This is a genomic window from Arthrobacter sp. SDTb3-6 (genome assembly GCF_013376095.1).
Lineage (GTDB): Bacteria > Actinomycetota > Actinomycetes > Actinomycetales > Micrococcaceae > Specibacter.
The window spans coordinates 24,768-45,515 of record NZ_JAAMFN010000012.1 but is presented as its reverse complement, the minus strand read 5'-3'; the positions used below and the strand labels follow the sequence as shown (position 1 = coordinate 45,515).

Here is a 20,748-nt window from a genome sequence, read left to right as displayed (position 1 = left end):
GTGGAGCCGGGCCACGCCGATGGACCCGGCGGCCCCGGCTGGTGTCTCATAATGTGGGACCGCTTGCCCATCATGTGGATGGTTTCGCTAGTCTGGAGCCATGAGCGCATCAATTGACATTGCAGTTATTGGCGGCGACGGCATCGGCCCGGAGGTCACCGCGGAGGCCGTCAAGGTCCTGAAAAAGGTCACGGCCGCCGAGGGTGTGGGGCTTAAGCTGACCGAGTACAAGCTCGGCGCCGAGCACTGGCTGGCCACCGGCGAGACGCTGCCGGAGGAAACCATTGACGCCCTGCGCGGCCACGACGCGATCCTCTTTGGCGCGGTCGGAGCGGCCCCCGGCGACACGTCCATCCCCTCCGGGCTGATCGAGCGCGAGATGCTGCTCAAGCTGCGCTTCAGCCTGGACCACTATGTGAACCTGCGCCCGTCGCGCCTGTACGACGGCGTGGCCTCGCCGTTGGCGGACCCCGGCGCCATCGACTTCGTGGTGGTCCGCGAAGGCACGGAGGGGCCCTACGTCGGCAACGGCGGCTCGCTCCGGAAGGGCACCGCGCACGAGGTTGCCACCGAGGTCTCCGTCAACACCGCCTACGGCGTGGAGCGCGTGGTGCGCGACGGCTTCCGCCGCGCCAGCGAACGCCCCCGCAAGAGGCTCACGTACGTGCACAAGCACAACGTGCTGGTCCACGCCGGGCACCTGTGGAAGCGCACCGTGGAGGCCGTCGCCGCGGAGTTCCCCGACGTCACCGTCGACTACCTGCACGTTGACGCGGCCATGATCTTCCTGGTCACCGACCCCGCCCGCTTTGACGTCATTGTCACCGACAACCTCTTTGGCGACATCATCACCGACCTCGCCGCCGCGGTCAGCGGCGGGATCGGCCTGGCCGCCTCCGGAAACCTCAACATGGACCGCACCGCGCCGTCCATGTTTGAGCCGGTCCACGGTTCCGCCCCGGACATTGCCGGCCGGCAGAAGGCGGATCCGACGGCAGCCATCCTCTCCGCGGCGCTGCTGCTGCACCACCTCGGACACCAGGCCGCCGCCGGGCGCATCGAGGCGGCCGTCGCGGCGGACATTGCCACACGCAACCCGGCGTCCCCCCGCACCACCGGCGCCATCGGCGACGCCATCGCCCAGGCCGTCTGACGGCGTCGTGCCGGCGGACGCCGCGCCGGACGGGCAGGGGTACGCTTAACACCTAGAGTGAATGCACCGTAACTGAAAAAGTCGGCGCAGGAACACGCATTTTTCGGCACCAACGCCGCCCAGGCTGGAATCACCGACGGCGGGCACAACCATGTGGAGGAAGCATGACCCAGACAGCGCAGCTGGCATTCACCCGGCAGCTGACCACCAACCCGAAGAGCGCCGCCGAGCGTGACGCCGTTTTGGCCAACCCCGGTTTTGGCGACTTCTTCACCGACCACACGGCTGTCGTGGACTACAAGGTGGGTGCCGACGGCCGGGGCGGTTGGAGCAACGCGCGCATTGAACCCTACGGCCCCATCGCCATGGACCCCGCCTCCGCCGTGCTGCACTATGGGCAGGAAATCTTCGAGGGCCTGAAGGCGTACCGGCACGCCGACGGTTCGGTCTGGACGTTCCGCCCCGAGGCCAACGCCGCCCGCTTCAACGCCTCCGCCCGCCGCCTGGCCCTGCCCGAACTGCCCGCCGAGACGTTCATTGAGTCCCTGCGCCAGCTGGTTTCCGCAGACCTGGACTGGGTGCCGACGCAGGACGGCGAATCGCTGTACCTGCGCCCGTTCATGATCGCCACCGAGGCGTTCCTGGGCGTCCGCCCGGCCCGCGAGGTCTCCTACCGCGTCATCGCCTCCCCGGCCGGCAACTACTTCGGCGGCGAGCTCAAGCCCGTCTCCATCTGGCTCTCCACGAACTTTGCCCGTGCGGGTGCCGGCGGCACCGGCGAGGCCAAGTGCGGCGGCAACTACGCCGCGTCGCTGGCCGCGCAGATCGAGGCCGAGGCCCAGGGCTGCAAGCAGGTGCTCTTCCTGGACCCGTTCAACGACAACGCCATCGAGGAACTCGGCGGCATGAACATCTTCTTCGTGTTCAAGGACGGCCGCCTGGTCACCCCGGAGCTCAACGGCCACATCCTGCACGGCATCACGCGCTCCTCCGTCATGCAGCTGGCGGCGGACCGCGGGCTGAAGGTGGAGGAACGCAAGATCACCATCGACGAATGGCGTTCCGGGGTGGCTTCCGGGGAGATCACCGAGGCGTTTGCCTGCGGCACGGCGGCCGTGATCACCCCCATCGGCGAGCTGAAGTCGTCCGAGGGCACCATCGCCTCGCCCGGTTCCGGTGCCGGCGAGGTCACCATGGCCATCCGCGAGCAGCTGCTGGGCATCCAGACCGGCCAGCTCGAGGACCTGCACGGGTGGCTGACCCGCCTGGCCTGACCCCTCCCTCCGCAACTGGGTCGCAGTTATTACCATTTTTCCTCCGTTTTCCGGGGTTTTTCGGTAACAACTGCGACCCAGTTTTTTTATGCACGACGCCGGGTGTCCGGCTTGCGCGGCATCGTCGCCACCGGTGCGCGCGGCTGCGCCATGTCGCTCCGCCGTGCCGCGCGGGGACGTCAATTGATGCGACCAGCTGCCAATCCGTGGTTTCTTTTTTGAAATTGCCGTAGATTATGCTCAGTTGTTTTGCTGCCACGTTGTGGATTCCGGCTGCGGCGACGGACATTTATTATATTGGGCGCTCCGTGGGTATGCATCGAGTATGGAACATTAATGTTGGTGTGGGGCTGGCGGCAGCATTTGGGCTTCTGGCGGCCGGCCTGGCGCCGGCCGGTGCGGCCTCATTGCCCGCGACGGCCAGCCCTACGTCATTGACGGCCATAGGCCCCGATGTCCAGCTGGGTTCAGTTTCCGGCAGCCTGTGGAAAACGCATCTGGCAGTCACCCCGGACGGGAGAACTGCCTATGCTGCGTCCGGCAATGTCAGCAACACCATCGGAGTGTTCAGCATCCCCGGGAACAAGGCCGTCGCCTCCGTCTCCCTCCCTGCCAATGCCGGCTCGCTGGTCGCCAGCCCCGACGGGTCCCGAATCTATGCCAGCCTCACGGGCGGGAACGGCATTGCCGTCATTTCGACGGCGGACAATTCGGTGGTCTCCACCATCGCGCCGGGTGGGACCGGCTCCAATCCGGACCTGGCCTTGACGGCAGACGGGAAAACCCTCCTGGCGCTGGATGGCGTCAACAAGTCGTTGAACTTCATTGACACCGCGGCGTCCGCGCCGGGCGGGGCGTTGTCCTTGGCAACCGAGGCTGAACTCTTCCGGGTGTGGACCACCCCGGACAGTACACAGGCCTACATTGCCACTGGCAGCGGCTACAACGCGCAGGGCGTTCGCACCTTTGACATTGAAGTCATGGACCTGGCGACGCGGACGGTGCTCCGCAGGGTCCCCTCATGTCCCTTTGTACGGGCCATAGCCTTCAGCCCCGACGGCCGGAAAGCCTACGTTGGCTGTGAAACCGGTGAAGTTTCCGTGTTGGATACGGTCGGTGGAACTGTGGCCAAGTCGCTGAGACCGGGATTCAAGGTGCAGTATGCCCAGCTTGGGGGCAGCGGCACCAAGGTCCTGGTTGCCGGGGCCGTTGACAACAGGGTTGCGGAAATTGACATCGCTACGGACACAGTGACCGGCACAGTCTCGACAGCCTCACAGATCCTGGGACTTGCCGTGCCGCGGGCGGGCACCAACGCATATGTGGTGCGGCGCGAAGGCCAAACGCTGACCATGCTCTCCCCAATGACGGTGACTAATGCGCGCCCGGCTGTTTTCACGGACCGCATCTTTGGTGCCGACCGCTATGAGACTGCTGTCGCCGTTTCACGCGAGTATTTTGTGGGCGCCGGTACCGTTTATGTTGCCACGGGGGAGCAGTTTGCCGATGCACTGGCTGCCGCGCCGGCTGCCAACAAGGAGTATGCACCCTTGTTGCTAACCCGGAGCCGCAGCCTGCCCCCCGTGGTCCAGGACGAGATCATCCGGCTCAAACCCGGCAAGGTCGTGGTGGTTGGCGGTGAAGGGGCAGTGTCGGCCGCAGTTTTCCAGGATTTGAAGAAACTGGTCCCCAACACCATCCGGCGGTCGGGGGCGGACCGCTACGCCACGGCCCGGGCCGTGGTTGCGGGCGCATTCCCAAGCGCACAATCGATTGCCTTGGTAACGGGTGCGGATTACCCCGACGCACTGTCCGCGGCCGCGTTGGGCCCGGTCCTTCTCGTGCCGCCCGGGACCACACGCCTGGACGTCTCCACCATGACCCTTCTGGGGCAACTCAAGGCCGCCTCCGTGTATATCGTAGGTGGTTCCGGCGTCGTATCCACCAGCATCGAGAAGCCCCTGCGGGACAAATTCATCCAGGTCTACCGCTTCGGTGGCACGAACCGCTTTGAAACCAACCAGCTTGTGAACGCCGCGTCGTTTGCTCCTGCGAGCGACCGCACGTATTACGTCTCAGGCTGGAACTTCCCTGACGCGCTGACCATTTCCGCCGTGATGGCAAGCCACCAGGGCCAGGCTTACATGGTTCAGCCCAACTGCCTCCCGGCGGGCGTCCTGAAGGAGGTTTCGGGCACCACTGCCGCCACGCGGGTGACATTGCTCGGTGGCTCAGCAGTCGTGGGCGATGCCGTCGCGTTCGGTCAGGGCTGCTGACGGCAGATGGTCGCCGCACGGACCTTGCACATCGAGGGCCTGCGTGGACCATCATTGTCCCCGGCGGGCACAGGATGATCGTTCATCCCTCATGCCAGGAAATTCGAACGGGGGTCAATGACCGCAAAAAGGTGGAACCGCGCAGTTTTTCAGCGCTCCGCCGATGTCGGGATGCCGGCAACCGGGACTGTGGCGATTTTGCCGGCCGGATCCTCGATTTCTCTCGGCCACCATGTACTGGCGTGCGGTGTCCAACGCCACGGTGGAGTCTGCACGGAAGTATCGCGCCTACGTGCTGAATATCCCTGATGCTGGCGGATAGGCAACCGCAGCCGGCACCTGGCCGGGTCTTTGGCCTGCGGCGCCAACCGCCGGTGTTGCCTCGGGCGCGAACCATGCCCACGCCCGGTCAGGCGGTGCCTTGGCTGCAAAAATGACGGCCCTTGATTCTCCTGATTGCTCCGAGCGGGTTGGTTGCTGCCATGACGAATGAGCTGCGCCGGCCGGCAACGTCGGAGCCTGGCGTCACGGGCGCCAGCGCCACGGCCCGCTCCTTAATCCGGCTGGCGTGACAAGGTTGTTAACAGAAGCAAGTTGTCAACAGAAGCAAACCGCACGGGGCCGTAGTGGTGGGCATGGCCACGATGACGCACCGTCGCCGTGTCAATTTCATTGTGACCGGAAAGGCGTCAACGCTGAATTGGACGCCACGCCCGGCCAACGGGATCGGCAATTATGCCGGAACAATTGTCATTGGCGGGTACGACAGGTCGGGACCAACCATCAGGTTGCACATCACCCCTGACAGGCCATGGACCATATCGCCATGGACCATATCGGTCGCCAGTGTGCCGGCCCCACCCACTGACGGCACGCAAAACGTGAGTGGAAAAGGCGACGCAATTTTCAATTGCATCGGGAACGCAGGGACTGCCAGGCCGGGGCATAACTGGACGGGTAAATTAATTCTGAGCATGACACGCATCGACGGCAGCTGGAGCGCCGCAATGGGATAGCGGCAAGAAACAGGTTCAGTACAATATTGTCGTTTCCCCGAGACGGTCAAATGCCATGGGGAAACCTCATTCTGGAATAGACTGACACACATGCGCATAGCCCGTTTTGTAGTCGACAATGACCCGATGTACGGCCTGGTGGAGGGGGAGTCCGGCAGTGAAGTTGTCACTGTCATCAAGGGCGATCCCTTTTTCAACGGCGTGGAGCGGACCACCATCAGGTACCCGCTGGAGGACGTGCGCCTTGTGGCCCCGATCATCCCGCGCAGCAAGGTGGTGGGCGTGGGCCGGAACTTTGCCGAACACGCCCGTGAGCTGGGCAACGAGATTCCCGTCCACCCGCTGCTCTTCCTCAAGCCCAACACGTCGGTGGTGGGTCCCGGGGAGCCGGTCGTCATGCCGGCATTCTCCGAGGAAATCTCCTACGAGGCCGAGCTGTGCGTCGTGATCGGGCGCATTTGCAAGGACGTGCCGGAGGAGCGCGCGGATGAAGTCATCTTTGGCTACACCTGCGGCAACGACCTCACCGCGCGCGACGTCCAGAAGGGCGATGGCCAGTGGGCCCGCGCGAAGGGCTTTGACACGTCCGCCCCGCTGGGCCCGTGGATTGAAACCGAGCTGGACCCCGAAGAGCTCCGCATCCAGGGCTGGCTGAACGGCGAACTCCGCCAGGACGGCAACACCAACCAGATGGTCCGCAGTGTCCGCGAGCTGGTCTCGATCGTCTCGCGCGCGTTCACCCTGCTGCCCGGCGACGTCATCATGACCGGCACCCCCGCCGGAGTCGGGCTGGTCACGGACGGTGACCGCTACGAGATTGAAATTGAGGGCATCGGCCGCCTGTCCAACCCGATTGTCCGCCGCTAGGGCGATGCCCCTGTCCCGCGTACGACGCCGGGCCCTCCTTCGGCGTTGAGGTCACCGTTGGTGCCCGGCGGCCGTGTCGATGGCTGCCGCGTGCCCGGCCCATTGGTCCGAGGCAGGCAGGATTCCCGTCCACCCCAACAACAGGTAGCCGAATCCCGTCACGCACGGTGCGAGGGGAGTGGCGCCAAGGGACAGGAGGTCCTGCGCGCTGCCGGCCCGCCCGGGCAGTTCCGTGGGCACCGCGACCATGAAGTACCCCAGCAGGGCGGCATTGATGCCGGCGGAAACCAATCCGGCCGAGACCGCCGTCGGCACCCTGCGGCTGACCGCCGGGGAGGCGAAGGAACTGTTTCTCTTGGTGGAAAGGTCGTGAAGGAGGCGCGCTGCACCTGAATCCCGGCGATGCCGGTGTCACGACCTGGGAGTACACGTTCGTGGCTGTCCGCGAAGACCTCTGAGGGGCAATCCTTGGCGGGATGCCTGTGGTCCGCACCACGGCGGCGTGACCGGCGTCGTAGTACCATTGACAAGTCCTTTGCGCCCCCACCCGCCGCCAACGCGTGATCTGGGGGCTTTTTGCAGGGCACCCGCCGATCGTAAGGACTTTCGCGTGTCACAAAACGCCACCGACACTGCCGCGCCCGCGGCCGGATCCATCACGGGGGAGGGCTACCAGCGCACGCTGTCCCGGCGCCACGTGACCATGATCGCCATGGGCGGGGCCATCGGCGTCGGCCTGTTCATGGGTGCCGGCGGCCGGCTGGCCTCGACCGGCCCGGCGCTGATCTTCTCCTACGCCATTGCCGGCGCCATTGCCTACCTCCTGATGCGGGCACTGGGCGAGCTGGTCATGTACCGGCAGACCTCCGGTTCCTTTGTGTCCTATGCGGGCGAGCTGTTCGGCAGGAAGGGTGCGTACCTGTCCGGCTGGATGTACTTCATCAACTGGGCCATGACGGGCGTGGCCGAGCTGATCGCCATCGGCCTGTACTTCCAATACTTCTTCCCCGGGGTCCCCGTTGAGGCCAGCGCCCTGTGCGCACTGGCACTGCTCGTGGCGGTGAACCTGCTCAGCGTCAAGGCCTTTGGCGAATTTGAGTTTTGGGCCTCGTGCCTGAAGGTGGCCGCCATCGTGATGTTCCTGGTGGTCGGCACCGTCATGGTTGCCATGAACGCCCAGGTGGGCGGCCAGCATGCCACCGTCAGCAACCTCTTCAGCGCCCACGGCGGCATGTTCCCCCAGGGCGGGCTCGTCATGATCCTGGTGCTGAACGCCGTCATCTTTGCCTACAACGCCATTGAACTGGTGGGCATCACGGCCGGCGAGATGGAGGACCCCGCCCGCGAGGTGCCCCGCGCCATCCGAGCCGTGGTGGTCCGCATCGTGATTTTCTATGTCGGTTCCGTGACGCTGCTGGCGATGATCATGCCCTCGGACCACTACAAGTCCGGTGAGAGCCCCTTTGTCACAGTGTTCGCCTCCATGGGGCTCGGCTGGGTGGGCTCCGTCATGAACTTTGTGGTCATCACCGCAGCCCTGTCGTCCTGCAACACGGGCCTGTACTCGATCGGGCGCATCTTCCGCACCATGGCCAACAACGGGCACGCGCCGCAGTGGCTGACCAAGATGTCCGCGCGCCACGTGCCCTACGCCGCCATCCTGGCCATCGCCGCGGTCTACGTTGTCGGCGTGGGGGCCAACGTGCTGCTCGGTGGAACGCACGCCTTCGACCTCGCCCTCAACACCGCCTCCATCGGCGTGATCTTCACCTGGGGCTCCATCTTCGCCAGCCAGATCATGCTGCGGCACAAGAAGGGCAAGGTCTCCAAGCTGCCCATGCCGGGATCGCCCTGGACCAGCTGGGCAGGCCTGGCGGCGCTGCTGGCCATCACCGTGCTGATCGGCTTTGACACCATGACCGGGCCCGACGGCGCCGTCTTCCACCTGGGCCTGTGGACGCTCTGCGCCATCCCGGTCTTCGCCGCGATGCTGTGGTTCGGCTGGCGGTTTGTGAAGGACAACGAGCCCGCGAACGAGCTGTTCACCTGACCCTGCGGCATGTGGCGATTCGCGGCCGAGCCGTCACTTGTGGCGGCTTTGACGCTCCATGGCCGCCACGAGTGACGGGTCGTGGCGGCTTTGACGCTCCATGGCCGCCACGCGTGACGGGTCAGTGCCCCGCAGGCAGGCCTCCCGGCATCGCGGGCGCCAGGTGGTTTACTTCAAGGTCTAAACTGGGAACATCATGACTAACGCAGCCCAAATCCCCACTGTCACCGCTGAAACCCCCGTCCGGGTACGGTTTTGCCCCTCGCCCACCGGAACGCCCCACGTCGGGCTGATCCGCACGGCGCTGTTCAACTGGGCATACGCCCGCCACACCGGCGGCAAGCTCATTTTCCGCATCGAGGACACTGACGCGAAGCGGGACAGCGAGGAAAGCTTCCTCCAGCTGTTGGACGGGCTCAACTGGCTCGGCATCGACTGGGACGAGGGCGTGGAAAAGGGCGGCCCGGACGCGCCCTACCGCCAGTCCCAGCGCGGGGACATCTACCAGGACGTGATTGCCAAGCTGGTGGCCGGCGGGCACGTCTATGGGTCCTATTCCACCCCGGAAGAGGTGGAGGCGCGCCACAAGGCGGCCGGCCGGGACATCAAGCTGGGCTACGACAACTTTGACCGCGACCTCACACCGGAGCAGATCGCCGCGTTCAGGGAAGAGGGCCGCAAGCCCGCGCTGCGGTTGCGCATGCCGGATGCGGACATCACCTTCAACGACCTGGTCCGGGGCGAGATCACCTTCAAGGCAGGATCAGTCCCGGACTACGCCCTGGTCCGTCCCAACGGCGCGCCGCTGTACACGCTGGTGAACCCGGTGGACGACGCCCTCATGGGTGTCACCCACGTGCTCCGCGGCGAGGACCTGCTCTCCTCCACCCCCCGCCAGGTGGCCCTGTACGCGGCCCTGTACGACGTGGGCGTGGCCAAGTACATGCCGCTGTTCGGCCACCTGCCCTACGTCATGGGTGCCGGCAACAAAAAGCTCTCCAAGCGCGACCCCGAGTCGAGCCTGTTCCTGCACCGGGACCGGGGCTTCATCCCCGAGGGGCTGCTGAACTACCTGGCCCTGCTGGGCTGGTCGCTCTCCGCCGACCGGGACATCTTCACGGTCGAGGAGCTCGTGGCCAACTTCGACATCCACGACGTCCTGGGCAACCCCGCCCGCTTCGACATCAAAAAGGCCGAGGCCATCAACGGCACCCACGTGCGCATGCTCGAGCCCGCCGACTTCCGCAACCGACTGGTCCCGTACCTGCAGGCCGCCGGCGTGGTGGGGGAGACCCTGACCGACCGTGAGAATGAGATCCTCACCGAGGCCGCCCCGCTGGTCCAGGAACGCATCACCCTCCTGGGCGAGGCCCCCGAGATGCTCTCCTTCCTGTTCAAGAATGACGACGCCGTTGACGTCGCCGACGACGCCCGCAAGGGCCTCCCCGAGAACCTCACGGAGGTCCTTGACACCGCGCTGGCAGCGCTGGAAACCGTCGCCGACTGGACGGCCGGGAACATCCAGGCCGCCCTCCGGGAGGCGCTGGTTGAGGGCCTGGGCGTCAAGCCGCGGCTGGCCTTCGGCCCCGTCCGCACGGCCGTGTCCGGCCGGCGCATTTCCCCGCCGTTGTTCGAGTCGATGGTCATCCTGGGCAGGGACTCCTCGCTGGCCCGCCTCAAGGCCTTCCGGGGCTAGGGCTTGGACGCCAGCGCTACGCACAACACCCCTGTTCGGGGCGCCCCCGCGGCCCCGGTCAGGGGTGTCTTGTTTGACATAGACGACACCCTGGTCGACCTGCATGCGGCCATGAAGGACGCCATGATTGCGGCGAGCCGGCCGCTGCTGCCGGACTTCGGCGCGGCGGACTGGGACGGCTTCGCGGCGCTGTACATGGCGGATGTGCACAGGTACTACGACCGTTATGTGGCCGGCGAGTTCACGTTCAGCGAGCAGCGCGGTTTGCGGGCCCGTGCCGTGTTCGCGCATTTCGGCACGCCCGGCTTCGACGCCCGTGCGGAGCAGGACTGGATCGAGGACTTTGAACAGGCGCAGCCGCACCACATCAGGGCCTACCCGGACGTGGTGCCGGCCCTGGACGCGCTGGATGCTGCCCGCATCCCGTACGGCGCCGTCAGCAACAATGTCCACGACTACCAGCGCGCCAAGCTGGACCACGCCGGGCTGCAGCGCATCTCCATCCTGGTGGGAATCGACACGGTCAACGCGGCCAAGCCGGAACCGAAGGTCTTCTGGGAAGGCTGCCGCCTGCTGGGCACCGGCCCGGCGGAAACGCTGTACGTGGGGGACAACTACCTGGTCGACGGTGAAGGCTCCGCCGCGGCGGGCCTGCAGGCCGTCTGGCTGGACCGGAAAGTTGCGGGTGCACCGTCGGGCAGTGCCGCAGGATGCGGGGCGGCGGAGGGCATCCGCACGGTGGCCGGACTCGGGGAACTGGGCGCACTCACCGGCCCGCGGCGGCTGTGATGCACGCCTCGGCCCGAATGCGCCGCCCGGTTTTGGTGTCTGGCGAAGTCTCAGGTATAGTTTTATCCCGGCGCGAGGGCCGCTGAAGGACCGGGGAAACCCGCGGATTTCACGGCAGAACGTGCCTTTGGGATATGGTGTAATTGGCAACACATCGGTTTCTGGTACCGACATTCTAGGTTCGAGTCCTGGTATCCCAGCGCTTGTAAAAGCTGCCTTTTCGATTGGCATGCAAGGCAAAATTCGGGTAACGTTTCCGGAGTTCGCAGAGCAATAAATCGAATGTATTAGGGCCCCATCGTATAGCGGCCTAGTACGCTGCCCTCTCACGGCGGTAACGCGGGTTCGAATCCCGCTGGGGTCACCAGCAAGGCCGGGAAACCACAGGTTTCCCGGCTTTTTTGCATGCCCCGCCCCTTTTGCTTTCCGTGCCTTTGGTTTGTCTTGCCCATTGAACTGGCATGATGAAGCAGTGAGCCCAACCAATTCAGGCAATGCCACGGACAACGGCGCCGGCGCCCGCGTGCAGGACGCCGCGGTTTCGCTGCTGGAGCAGGTACGCGGCGAACTTGCATCGCTGCAGCTTCCGCTGGAGCTCCCGGGCGCGGCAGACGCCCGCCGGACCGCCGCCCGTGCCGCCGGGCAGTTGGACGACTACATCCTGCCGCGCTACCGCAGCCTGGACGCCCCGCTGCTGGCCGTCGTCGGCGGTTCCACGGGGGCCGGCAAATCGACGCTGGTCAACGCCCTGGCCGGGCACCCCGTCACCCGGGCCGGCGCCATCCGCCCCACCACCCGCCAGCCGGTGCTCCTGCACCACCCCGCGGACGCCGCCTGGTTCACGTCCACGCGCGTCCTGCCCACGCTGGCCCGCATCCACGGCGCACTGGCCGGTGCCGGCACGCCCGCCACCCGGGCCGGCGCCACGCCGGACCCTTCGGCGATGCAGTCCCTGGTCCTCGTGGCCGACCAGGCGGTGCCGGAGGGCGTGGCCCTGCTGGATGCCCCGGACGTGGACTCCGTCGCCGACGGCAACCGCCAGCTTGCCTCCCAGCTGCTCGCCGCCGCGGACCTGTGGCTGTTCGTCACCACGGGCAACCGCTACGCCGACGCCGTGCCGTGGAAGCTGCTGGTGGACGCAGCCTCGCGCGACATCCTGGTGGCCGTGGTCCTCGACCGTGTCCCGCCCGGCGCCGAGGACGAGGTCGCCGCGGACCTGCGCGCCATGCTCACCCGCGAGGGGCTCGCGGAGTCGAAGCTGTTTGTGGTGCCCGAGACCGCACTGGACCCGCTGGGCATGCTCCCGCCCGCCGGCACCGCCCCCATGGCCGCCTGGCTGGGGGACATCGCTGCGGACGCCGCCGGCCGCGCGGAAATCGCCCGCCGCACCCTCAATGGCACCGTCCGCTCCCTGTCCGGCAAGGTGTCGGCCCTGGCGGAGGCGGCCCGCGACCAGGACGACGCCGGCCGGCAGCTGTCGGACGATGTCACCGCAGCGTTCACCGACGCCCAGGCACGGATTTCCAAGGCGACCAGCGGCGGTTCCCTGCTGCGGGGGGAGGTACTGGCCCGCTGGCAGGACTTCGTGGGCACCGGCGACTTCTTCCGGGCCCTGGAAAACGGGATCGGCCGGGTCCGGGACCGGATCGGCGCCTTCTTCCGGGGCCAGCCGCCGCCGGCGGTGAAAGTGGAGGCAGCCATTGGGATGGGCCTGCGGGCCGTCATCGTCGATCAGGCGTCCCATGCCGCCGAGGACGCCGACCAGCGCTGGCGTGCCGACCCCGCCGGGCGGGCACTGCTGGGCACGGACGACCTTTCCGGAACCACGCCGGGGTTCCCCGCCGAGGTGGCCGCCGAGATCCGCGCCTGGCAGGGTGACGTGCTGGCGATGATCCGTGCCGAGGGGGCGGCCAAACGGTCGCAGGCCCGCTGGCTGTCCTTCGGGGTGAACGGGCTGGGCGTGGTGCTGATGATCACCGTCTTTTCGCTCACCGGGGGACTGACGGGCGCCGAGATCGGGATTGCCGGGGGCACCGCCGTCGTCGGCCAAAAAGTGCTCGAAGCCGTGTTTGGCGAGGATGCCGTGCGGCGCCTGGCCCACGAGGCCAGGCAGTCGCTGGAAACGCGGTGCACGGCACTGCTGGAACACCAGCAGCAGCGCTTCCTGGAGCGGATCGGGCCGGTGCTGGACGGCACGGCGGCGGACCGGCTGGAGGGGCTGGCCGTGGAACTGGCGAAACTGGGGGAGGGCGCATGAGCCGGCACCGCAACGCACGCACGGAATCGGCCCTGGCAGGCAGGCTCGCGGCGCTGAACGAGGCGCGGGAACTGGGCGAAGGCCGCCTGGACGACGCCGTACTGCAGCGGGTGTACGACGTGCTGGAGCGGGCCTCTTCACGGCGCTCCCTCAGCGCGGAGCACACCGTGGTGGGATTTTTCGGGGCCACCGGCAGCGGGAAGTCGTCCCTGTTCAACGCCGTGGCGGCAACGGACGCCGCCCGCGTGGCCGTCCGCCGGCCCACCACCAGCGAAGCCCTGGCCATGGTGTGGCAGCCCGACGGCAGCGCGCCGCTGCTGGACTGGCTGGAGGTGTCCGAGCGGCGCGGGGGCGGCCCGGTGCCCGGACTGACGGACGGGGGCGGCGGCCTGGTCCTCCTGGACCTGCCCGACTTTGATTCCGTGCACCGCGGCCACCGCGAAACCGCCGAGCGGCTGGCCGGGCAGGTGGACGTGCTGGTCTGGGTGGTCGACCCGCAAAAGTACGCCGACGCCGCGATCCACAACGACTTCATCCGGCCGTTTTCCGCGCACACCGCCGTCACGCTGGTGGTGCTGAACCAGGTGGACCGCCTCGCGTCGTCCGAGGTGAAGCCGGTGGTGGCATCGCTGTCCTCCATCCTGGACCGCGACGGCCTGGGAAAGGTCTCGGTGCTGGGCGTTTCCGCGGTGACCGGCGAGGGCGTGGACCGGCTGCGCCGCGAGGTGGCCGCCGTCGTGAAGGCGAAGCAGGCACAGTCCGCCCGGCTGGCAGCGGACGTTGCCGTCGCGGCGGGCCACCTGGAACAGGCGGCCGGTGCCGGTGTGGCCGCCGGGGTCCGCCAGCAGGACCGCACGGCCCTGGCGGCCGGGCTGGCGGATGCCGCCCATGTGGACACGGTGGTGTCCGCCGTGCGCACCTCCTACCGGCTGGAGGCCGTGAGGCGGACAGGCTGGCCCGTGACGCGGTGGATGTCCCGGTTCCGCAAGGACCCGCTGCGCCGCCTGGGACTGCGCCGGGAAGGGCCCGCCGAGGTGAACCGGACATCGCTGCCGCCGGCAGGTGCGGCGGGACAGGCCCGGCTCGATTCGGCCGTGCGCGACTTTGCCGACGCGGCCAGCGACGGCGCTGCCGGGCCCTGGCGCGCGTCGATCCGGGCGGCCGCGCGCAGCAACCGCGAGGCGCTGCCCGACGCGCTGGACCAGGCCGTGGCCTCCGCAGACCTGAATGCCACCAAGCGGGCCTGGTGGTGGCCGGTGTTTTCGGTTGTCCAGTGGCTGGCCCTGCTGGTGGCTGTGGGCGGACTCGTGTGGCTGGGCGTGCTGGCGGCCCTGGGCTATTTCCAGCTGCCGGTCCCTGAGGTTCCGCGTGAGCAGGGCTGGCCGCTGCCCACCCTCATGGTTGCCGCCGGCGTGGTGGCGGGCATCCTCCTGGCCGTGACGTCCAAGTTCCTGTCCGCAGCGGGTGCCCGGGGCCGGGCTGCCTTCGCACGGCGCCGGTTGCGCGGCGGCATTGCCGATGTGGCGCAGTCACTCGTGGTGGGCCCCGTGGAAGCCGAAACAGCGCGTTACGCCAGGTTCCAGGAAGCCCTCAACGCGGCCCGGTGACAGGGTGCACGGGGGCCGGGCCTGTCTGGCCCCTACCCCAGCGCGTCGCGGCACTTGAGGAGCGTGCGCAGGTTGCGGGTCGTCGTCGTGCTTTTGTTTTTTGCCTTGGCGGTCAGCTTGCTGAACGGCGAGTCGAGGGTGCCTCCGACGGGTGCCGGCCAGGCGAGTGCCTCGGGCGAGAGCCTGGCCAGTTCGACGCCGGCGAGCCCGCCTCCCAGCGTTTCCAGCTCGTCGAGGATGGCAGGGTCGGAGGAGAGCGTGACGTAGCTGTGCCGGGCCTTGTTGTCCGGCGGGAAGGGACAGGCCTCGATGATGGCCGCCAGGCGGTCGCGGTCGAGGACCACCACCCGGGCGTCGTAGCCGAAGCGGTCGCGCAGGCACACCTCCACCAGGTCCTTCAGCTCCGGTGCCGTGGCCTCGGCTGCGCACACGAAGTTGCCGGAGGCGAGCAGCGTCTTCACGCCCGTGACGGGCAGGGGCTCCAGTGCCAGGCGGAGATCGGCCATCTTGATGTTGATGCCGCCGACGTTGATGCCGCGCAGGAACACCGCGTAGTTGCTCATGGCAAAAACCCTACCGTCCCGGCCACCCCAGGTGGGGCGGCCGGGGTGGAACGGGCCGCTACTGTGTCGCGGCGGGCGTGTTGCCGAGCGTCACCTCCAGCGTTGTGGTGGTGCTGCCACGCTGCACGGTGACGTTGATCCGCTGGCCCGGCGAGTCGGCGCGCAGGGCCGCCACGAGGTCCGTGACGTCGTTGACCGGGGTGCTGCCCACGCGGGTGATGACGTCCCCGGGTTTCATGCCGGCCGCGGCGGCCGGGCCGCCGGAGGCGACATTGATGACCAGGGCTCCGTTCGTCGTTGGCAGCCTGAATTCCTGTGCGGTTTGGGGGGAGATGTCGCTGAGGCTGACGCCGAGGAAGGCGTGCTTCACCGTGCCGTTCTTCAGCAGCTGGTCCGCCACCACGGTGACGGTGGAGGCCGGGGTGACAAAGCCGATCGCCACGGCCCCGGAGCTTGGCGGCAGGTAGGCCTCGGACAGGCCGATGACCTGGGCCTGCCCGTTGCTGACCGCGCCCCCGGAATTGCCGGGCGAAATGGGTGCGTCGGTCTGGATGAGGTTGATCATGCCTTCGGGTGCCTCGGACGACGGCGGGATGTCACGGTGCAGCCCGGAGATGATCCCGGCCGTCACGGTGTTGTCCAGACCCAGCGGGCTGCCGATGACCACGCACAGGGAGCCAACCACCGGCGGCGTTGACGCGAACGTGGGCACCGGCAGTCCCGTGCGGTCGGCGCGGATCACGGCGACGTCGTCCACGTTGTCCACACCGAGCACCCGGGCGGACGCCTGCTTGCCGTCCGCGAACTGCACCTGGACGGTGGTGAACGGTTGCTTCTGCGAGTCCTCAACCACGTGGGCGTCGGTGACAATGGTGCCGTCGCTGCGATAAACCACCCCGCTGCCGAGGCCGACCTGCGTTTGGATGGTGACGACCGCCGGTTCAATCTTCTGGACAATGGCCGGCACGGCCGGCAGGCCCTCGTTGGCTGGACCGCTCCCGGTCCCGGTTGCCGGCGCCGACGCTGACGGCGGGCCTGACGCCGGACTTGACGGCGCGGGGGCCGTCGCCCCGGATGGCGGGGCCGATGCGTTGTTGTGGGTGGTGACGGCGGTGCATCCGGCCGTGCCGGCCATGAGGCCGGCGGCCATGACGGCCGCAAATATGGTGCGGCCAATGGTTTGCATGGCCGGCTCCTCTCGGCCCCGGGCGTGCCCGTGCCTGAACGGAAGCGGTTTCCCGGCAACGGTTTCAGGGGCAAAAATGGTTCAGGAGCCACACCGGGCTCCTGAATCAAATCAATCTGGCGGCGGCTGCGCTGGGCGCAGCCGGGTTTCCGCTATGCCCCGGTGGGGGTGTGGTGGTGCGTGTGCTGGCGGGCCTCCACGCTCAGCGGGGCAGCCCATAGGGAAGCGGCCAAGGAGATGAGGCCAAGGGTCCATGCCGTGGTTGCCGTCCCGGAGACGGCCGCGAAGCCGAACATCCACGGTGAAACAATCATCAGCAGCCCCAGGGCCACCTTGACGTACTCCATCACTACCAGGTCAGGCATTGCCAGGCTGATCAGTGCGGCAATGACCATCGCCGCTCCAAGGACCATCAATGCGCTGGCGCCTGCCACCGACGACATGCTGGAAAATGCGGCAAATGCGGCAACAACACCCGCGCCGAGCGTTACCCAGTCCTGCCAACGAGTCCAAGCCTTCATGGATCTCATCCTCCTACTATTCAGGTTGCCTTTTGTGTGACTTCAAGGTTCAACCTTTCCTACACTTCCGTTCTACGCTTGATCGCACCAAGGATCAATGGGTCGCTTCCGGGGCCGGTGGGAAGGCGCCACGGACCGCGGATCGGACTCCGCCGCGGGGCTGGTGCGGCCCGCGGTGCGGACTATTCGGCGCTCTTGCGCAGGGCTTCGGTCAGGATGCGGGAAGCATTGCAGACCACCTCGGCGTGCAGTCGCCCGGGCTGGCGGGTGAGGCGTTCAATGGGTCCGGAAATCGAGACGGCGGCGATCACGCGGCCGGACGGGCCACGCACCGGGGCGGAGACCGAGGCGACCCCGGGCTCACGTTCGCCCAGGCTCTGGCCCCACCCACGGCGTCGTACGCCGGCCAGCACGGTGGGGGTGAAACGGGCGTTGTGCAGGCCCTCGAGCAGGCGTTCGTGGTCCTCCCAGGCGAGCAGTACCTGTGCGGCCGAGCCGGCCTTCATGGTCAGCTGCGTGCCCACGGGGATGGTGTCGCGCAGGCCGATGGGGCGCTCGGCGGAGGCCACGCACACGCGGGAGTCGCCCTGGCGGCGGAAGATCTGTGCGCTCTCGCCGGTGGAGTCGCGCAGCTGCAGCAGGACGGGGCCGGCGGCGGCAATGAGCCGGTCCTCGCCGGCCGCGGACGCCAGCTCCACGAGCCGGCTGCCCAGCACAAAGCGGCCCTGCATGTCACGGCTGACCAGCCGGTGGTGCACCAGTGCCAGCGCCAGCCTGTGCACGGTGGGGCGGGCCAGGCCGGTGGCCGCGACCAGCTGCGCCAGGGTGGTGGGGCCGGCCTCCAGTGCATCAAGCACCAGGGCTGCTTTATCGATGACGCCAACGCCGCTAGAATTGTCCATGTAATGATATTGACGTCTCAGCATGTGAGATGCAAATCGGCGGGCTGGCATCCGCACGGGCAACGCTGCGACAGTGGAAACATACAAACCACCGAGCACTGTCCACGCCTGCAGATTCCATGGGCGGGACGGGCCCAACCGAGGAAGGGAGCTGGCCGTGACCGAGGCAACCACACCCGATGCACAAGGCTCAGCACAGACGCCGTCGGCCCCGCGCAGGGCTGCGAAGACGCTGGCGGAAAAAGTTTGGCGGGACCACGTGGTCAAGCAGGGCGAGGGTGCGGGCGACGCCGCCCAGCCGGACCTCCTTTACATCGACCTCCACCTCGTCCACGAGGTCACCTCCCCGCAGGCCTTTGAGGGGCTGCGCCTGGCCGGCCGCCCGCTGCGCCGCCCGGACCTGACCATCGCCACCGAGGACCACAACACCCCCACGCTGGCCATCGACAAGCCCATCGCAGACCTGACCAGCCGCACCCAGATCCAGACGCTGCGCAACAACTGCAAGGAATTCGGCGTCCGGCTGCACTCCCTGGGGGACGCCGAACAGGGCATCGTCCACGTGGTCGGCCCGCAGCTTGGGCTGACCCAGCCGGGCATGACAGTGGTCTGCGGCGACTCCCACACCTCCACGCACGGGGCCGTCGGCGCGCTCGCCTTCGGCATCGGCACCTCCGAGGTGGAGCACGTCATGGCCACCCAGACCCTGCCGCTGAAACCGTTCAAGACCATGGCCGTCAACGTCGAGGGCACCCTGCGCCCCGGCGTCAGCTCCAAGGACATCATCCTGGCGATCATCGCCAAGATCGGCACCGGCGGCGGGCAGGGCTACGTCCTGGAATACCGCGGCTCGGCCATCCGCGCCCTGTCCATGGACGCCCGCATGACCATCTGCAACATGTCCATCGAGGCCGGTGCCCGCGCCGGCATGATCGCCCCCGATGAAACCACCTTTGAGTTCCTCAAGGGCCGCCCCCACGCACCGGCCGGCGCCGATTGGGATGCCGCCGTCGAGTACTGGAAGTCGCTGGCCACCGAGGGCGACGCCGAGTTTGACGCCGAGGTGTTCCTGGACGCCAACAGGCTGGAACCGTTTGTCACCTGGGGCACCAACCCCGGCCAGGGCGTTTCCCTGAACGACGCCGTTCCCTCACCCGAGTCCTTCGGCGACGAGAACGCAAAGGCGGCCGCCGAGCGCGCCCTGGCCTACATGGACCTCGAGGCCGGCACGCCCATGAAGGACATCCGCGTGGACACCGTCTTCCTGGGCTCGTGCACCAACTCGCGCATCGAAGACCTGCGCGCGGCGGCGGACATCATCCGCGGCCGCGAAAAGGACCCCAACGTGCGCATGATGGTGGTCCCGGGCTCGGCCCGCGTCCGCCTGGAGGCCGAGGCGGAGGGCCTGGACCAGGTGTTCCTGGACTTCGGAGCCGAATGGCGCTTCGCCGGCTGCTCCATGTGCCTGGGCATGAACCCGGACCAGCTGGAGCCGGGCGAGCGCTGCGCGTCCACGTCCAACCGCAACTTCGAGGGCCGGCAGGGCAAGGGCGGGCGCACCCACCTGGTCTCGCCCGTCGTCGCGGCCGCCACTGCGGTACGCGGCACGCTGAGCTCGCCGTCGGACCTTGAGCCTGCCGCTTCCGCGTCCACATCCGCCAGCAACGTAGCGTAAGGAGCTCATCCATGGAAAAGTTCTCCACCCACACCGGCATTGGTGTTCCGCTGCGCCAGAGCAACGTCGACACCGACCAGATCATCCCCGCCGTCTACCTAAAGCGCATCACCCGCACGGGCTTCGAGGACGCGCTTTTCGCCAGCTGGCGCAAGAACCCGGAGTTCATCCTCAACCAGGAGCCGTTCAACGCCGGATCCGTGCTGGTGGCCGGCGCGGACTTCGGCACCGGTTCCTCCCGTGAGCACGCCGTCTGGGCGCTGAAGGACTACGGCTTCAAGGCCGTGCTGTCCTCCCGCTTTGCCGACATCTTCCGCGGCAACTCCGGCAAGCAGGGCCTGGTGGCGGCCGAGGTGGCCCAGGACGACATCGAGCTGATCTGGAAGGTCCTCGAGCATGCCCCGGGCACCGAAGTCACCGTTGACCTGGTGGCCAAGATGGTCACGGCCGGCTCCGTTGTGGCACCGTTCCAGATCGACGACTACACCCGCTGGCGCCTGCTCGAGGGCCTGGACGACATCGGCCTGACACTGCGCGACGAACCGGCCATCACGGCCTTCGAGGCAACCCGGCCGTCCTTCAAGCCGACCACGCTGCCTGCCAAGAGCTGACTTCCGGCCCCGCAGCACCCGGGCTCGGGCCGGCTCCACGCCGTCGGCAGGACAGCCGTGGCGGGTTGACGCCGGCACCGGGCGGGATCGGCGTTCGACCGTACACTTCTGGCGGCCAACTCCACGAGTTGGCCGCCAGAAGTGTACGTTCGGGAGCCAGGTGCCCAGTGGGACCTGCCCAGGGCACTGTCAGTACGGCCGCGGCGGTGCAACTCCTGCGGGCTGGGCCCCGCGCCCGGATTCGGCGGTGCAGCTCCTGCGGGCTGGAAGCTGCCTGGCCCGCTTTACCTGAACCATCGAAAGTG

The 20,748-nt window shown here is 67.7% G+C and carries 16 protein-coding genes and 2 tRNA genes; 13 read left to right on the top strand and 5 right to left on the bottom strand.

Annotation, left to right across the window (positions count from 1 at the left end; translation table 11 throughout):
* Positions 1 to 100 precede the first annotated feature (100 nt).
* The 4 genes from G6035_RS07920 to G6035_RS07905 all read left to right on the top strand — a co-directional run bounded on the left by G6035_RS07920 (position 101) and on the right by G6035_RS07905 (position 6,586).
* The gene (locus tag G6035_RS07920; RefSeq protein ID WP_176616539.1) at positions 101 to 1,153 is read left to right on the top strand and encodes a 3-isopropylmalate dehydrogenase; all 1,053 of its coding nucleotides are present in this window, start codon (positions 101 to 103) and stop codon (positions 1,151 to 1,153) included.
* Between the two features lie 164 nt (positions 1,154 to 1,317).
* Positions 1,318 to 2,427 (top strand): branched-chain amino acid aminotransferase, encoded by a 1,110-nt coding sequence (locus tag G6035_RS07915; protein ID WP_176616538.1) that lies wholly within the window; start codon positions 1,318 to 1,320, stop codon positions 2,425 to 2,427.
* A gap of 434 nt (positions 2,428 to 2,861) precedes the next feature.
* On the top strand, positions 2,862 to 4,703 hold the full coding sequence (locus G6035_RS07910) for a cell wall-binding repeat-containing protein (protein ID WP_176616537.1): 1,842 nt from the start codon (positions 2,862 to 2,864) through the stop codon (positions 4,701 to 4,703).
* A gap of 1,106 nt (positions 4,704 to 5,809) precedes the next feature.
* The gene (locus G6035_RS07905; RefSeq protein ID WP_176616536.1) at positions 5,810 to 6,586 is read left to right on the top strand and encodes a fumarylacetoacetate hydrolase family protein; all 777 of its coding nucleotides are present in this window, start codon (positions 5,810 to 5,812) and stop codon (positions 6,584 to 6,586) included.
* A 51-nt stretch (positions 6,587 to 6,637) separates the two neighbouring features.
* Here G6035_RS07905 and G6035_RS07900 read toward each other — a convergent pair whose 3' ends face one another.
* Entirely contained in the window at positions 6,638 to 6,901 is a 264-nt protein-coding gene (locus G6035_RS07900; protein WP_176616535.1) for a hypothetical protein, read from the bottom strand.
* A 295-nt stretch (positions 6,902 to 7,196) separates the two neighbouring features.
* Here G6035_RS07900 and G6035_RS07895 point away from each other — a divergent pair, with 295 nt between their 5' ends.
* The 7 genes from G6035_RS07895 (at position 7,197) to G6035_RS07865 (ending at position 14,985) form a co-directional block, all read left to right on the top strand.
* On the top strand, positions 7,197 to 8,636 hold the full coding sequence (locus tag G6035_RS07895; RefSeq protein WP_176616534.1) for an amino acid permease: 1,440 nt from the start codon (positions 7,197 to 7,199) through the stop codon (positions 8,634 to 8,636).
* Between the two features lie 196 nt (positions 8,637 to 8,832).
* The gene (gene gltX / locus G6035_RS07890) at positions 8,833 to 10,332 is read left to right on the top strand and encodes a glutamate--tRNA ligase (protein ID WP_176616533.1); all 1,500 of its coding nucleotides are present in this window, start codon (positions 8,833 to 8,835) and stop codon (positions 10,330 to 10,332) included.
* 69 nt (positions 10,333 to 10,401) lie between these two features.
* Complete coding sequence (locus G6035_RS07885) at positions 10,402 to 11,121, top strand: HAD family hydrolase (RefSeq protein WP_176616532.1); 720 nt, start codon at positions 10,402 to 10,404, stop codon at positions 11,119 to 11,121.
* Positions 11,122 to 11,249: 128 nt separating this feature from the next.
* Positions 11,250 to 11,321: transfer RNA gene (locus tag G6035_RS07880), tRNA-Gln, on the top strand.
* A gap of 91 nt (positions 11,322 to 11,412) precedes the next feature.
* A tRNA-Glu gene (locus tag G6035_RS07875) sits at positions 11,413 to 11,488 on the top strand.
* Positions 11,489 to 11,593: 105 nt separating this feature from the next.
* Positions 11,594 to 13,378 carry a dynamin family protein gene (locus G6035_RS07870; protein WP_176616531.1) on the top strand — a complete coding sequence of 595 codons (1,785 nt, stop codon included), beginning with the start codon at positions 11,594 to 11,596 and terminating at the stop codon, positions 13,376 to 13,378.
* Positions 13,375 to 14,985, top strand: a complete 1,611-nt coding sequence (locus tag G6035_RS07865; RefSeq protein ID WP_176616530.1) for a GTPase — start codon at positions 13,375 to 13,377, stop codon at positions 14,983 to 14,985. Before G6035_RS07870 ends, G6035_RS07865 begins: the two co-directional genes overlap by 4 nt.
* A gap of 32 nt (positions 14,986 to 15,017) precedes the next feature.
* Here the strand turns inward: G6035_RS07865 and G6035_RS07860 are convergent, their stop codons facing one another.
* The 4 genes from G6035_RS07860 to G6035_RS07845 form a co-directional block, all read right to left on the bottom strand.
* Positions 15,018 to 15,548, bottom strand: coding sequence for a DUF1697 domain-containing protein (locus tag G6035_RS07860; RefSeq protein WP_176616529.1), 531 nt, complete (start codon positions 15,546 to 15,548; stop codon positions 15,018 to 15,020).
* 58 nt (positions 15,549 to 15,606) lie between these two features.
* Positions 15,607 to 16,734, bottom strand: a complete 1,128-nt coding sequence (locus G6035_RS07855; protein ID WP_256127829.1) for a S1C family serine protease — start codon at positions 16,732 to 16,734, stop codon at positions 15,607 to 15,609.
* A 152-nt stretch (positions 16,735 to 16,886) separates the two neighbouring features.
* Positions 16,887 to 17,255, bottom strand: coding sequence for an SPW repeat protein (locus G6035_RS07850; RefSeq protein WP_176616528.1), 369 nt, complete (start codon positions 17,253 to 17,255; stop codon positions 16,887 to 16,889).
* Between the two features lie 182 nt (positions 17,256 to 17,437).
* The gene (locus G6035_RS07845) at positions 17,438 to 18,157 is read right to left on the bottom strand and encodes an IclR family transcriptional regulator (protein ID WP_176616527.1); all 720 of its coding nucleotides are present in this window, start codon (positions 18,155 to 18,157) and stop codon (positions 17,438 to 17,440) included.
* A gap of 232 nt (positions 18,158 to 18,389) precedes the next feature.
* Here G6035_RS07845 and leuC point away from each other — a divergent pair, with 232 nt between their 5' ends.
* Positions 18,390 to 19,832 (top strand): 3-isopropylmalate dehydratase large subunit, encoded by a 1,443-nt coding sequence (gene leuC / locus G6035_RS07840; RefSeq protein ID WP_176616577.1) that lies wholly within the window; start codon positions 18,390 to 18,392, stop codon positions 19,830 to 19,832.
* A gap of 11 nt (positions 19,833 to 19,843) precedes the next feature.
* On the top strand, positions 19,844 to 20,443 hold the full coding sequence (leuD, locus tag G6035_RS07835; protein ID WP_176616526.1) for a 3-isopropylmalate dehydratase small subunit: 600 nt from the start codon (positions 19,844 to 19,846) through the stop codon (positions 20,441 to 20,443).
* Positions 20,444 to 20,748: the final 305 nt, after the last annotated feature.

Coding starts and splice junctions, on each gene's coding strand:
- G6035_RS07920 (WP_176616539.1), top strand. CDS start 101: ATGAGCGCATCAATTGACATTGCAGTTATTGGCGGCGACGGCATCGGC.
- G6035_RS07915 (WP_176616538.1), top strand. CDS start 1,318: ATGACCCAGACAGCGCAGCTGGCATTCACCCGGCAGCTGACCACCAAC.
- G6035_RS07905 (WP_176616536.1), top strand. CDS start 5,810: ATGCGCATAGCCCGTTTTGTAGTCGACAATGACCCGATGTACGGCCTG.
- gltX (WP_176616533.1), top strand. CDS start 8,833: ATGACTAACGCAGCCCAAATCCCCACTGTCACCGCTGAAACCCCCGTC.
- G6035_RS07865 (WP_176616530.1), top strand. CDS start 13,375: ATGAGCCGGCACCGCAACGCACGCACGGAATCGGCCCTGGCAGGCAGG.
- G6035_RS07860 (WP_176616529.1), bottom strand. CDS start 15,548: ATGAGCAACTACGCGGTGTTCCTGCGCGGCATCAACGTCGGCGGCATC.
- G6035_RS07855 (WP_256127829.1), bottom strand. CDS start 16,734: ATGCAAACCATTGGCCGCACCATATTTGCGGCCGTCATGGCCGCCGGC.
- G6035_RS07850 (WP_176616528.1), bottom strand. CDS start 17,255: ATGAAGGCTTGGACTCGTTGGCAGGACTGGGTAACGCTCGGCGCGGGT.
- G6035_RS07845 (WP_176616527.1), bottom strand. CDS start 18,157: ATGGACAATTCTAGCGGCGTTGGCGTCATCGATAAAGCAGCCCTGGTG.
- leuD (WP_176616526.1), top strand. CDS start 19,844: ATGGAAAAGTTCTCCACCCACACCGGCATTGGTGTTCCGCTGCGCCAG.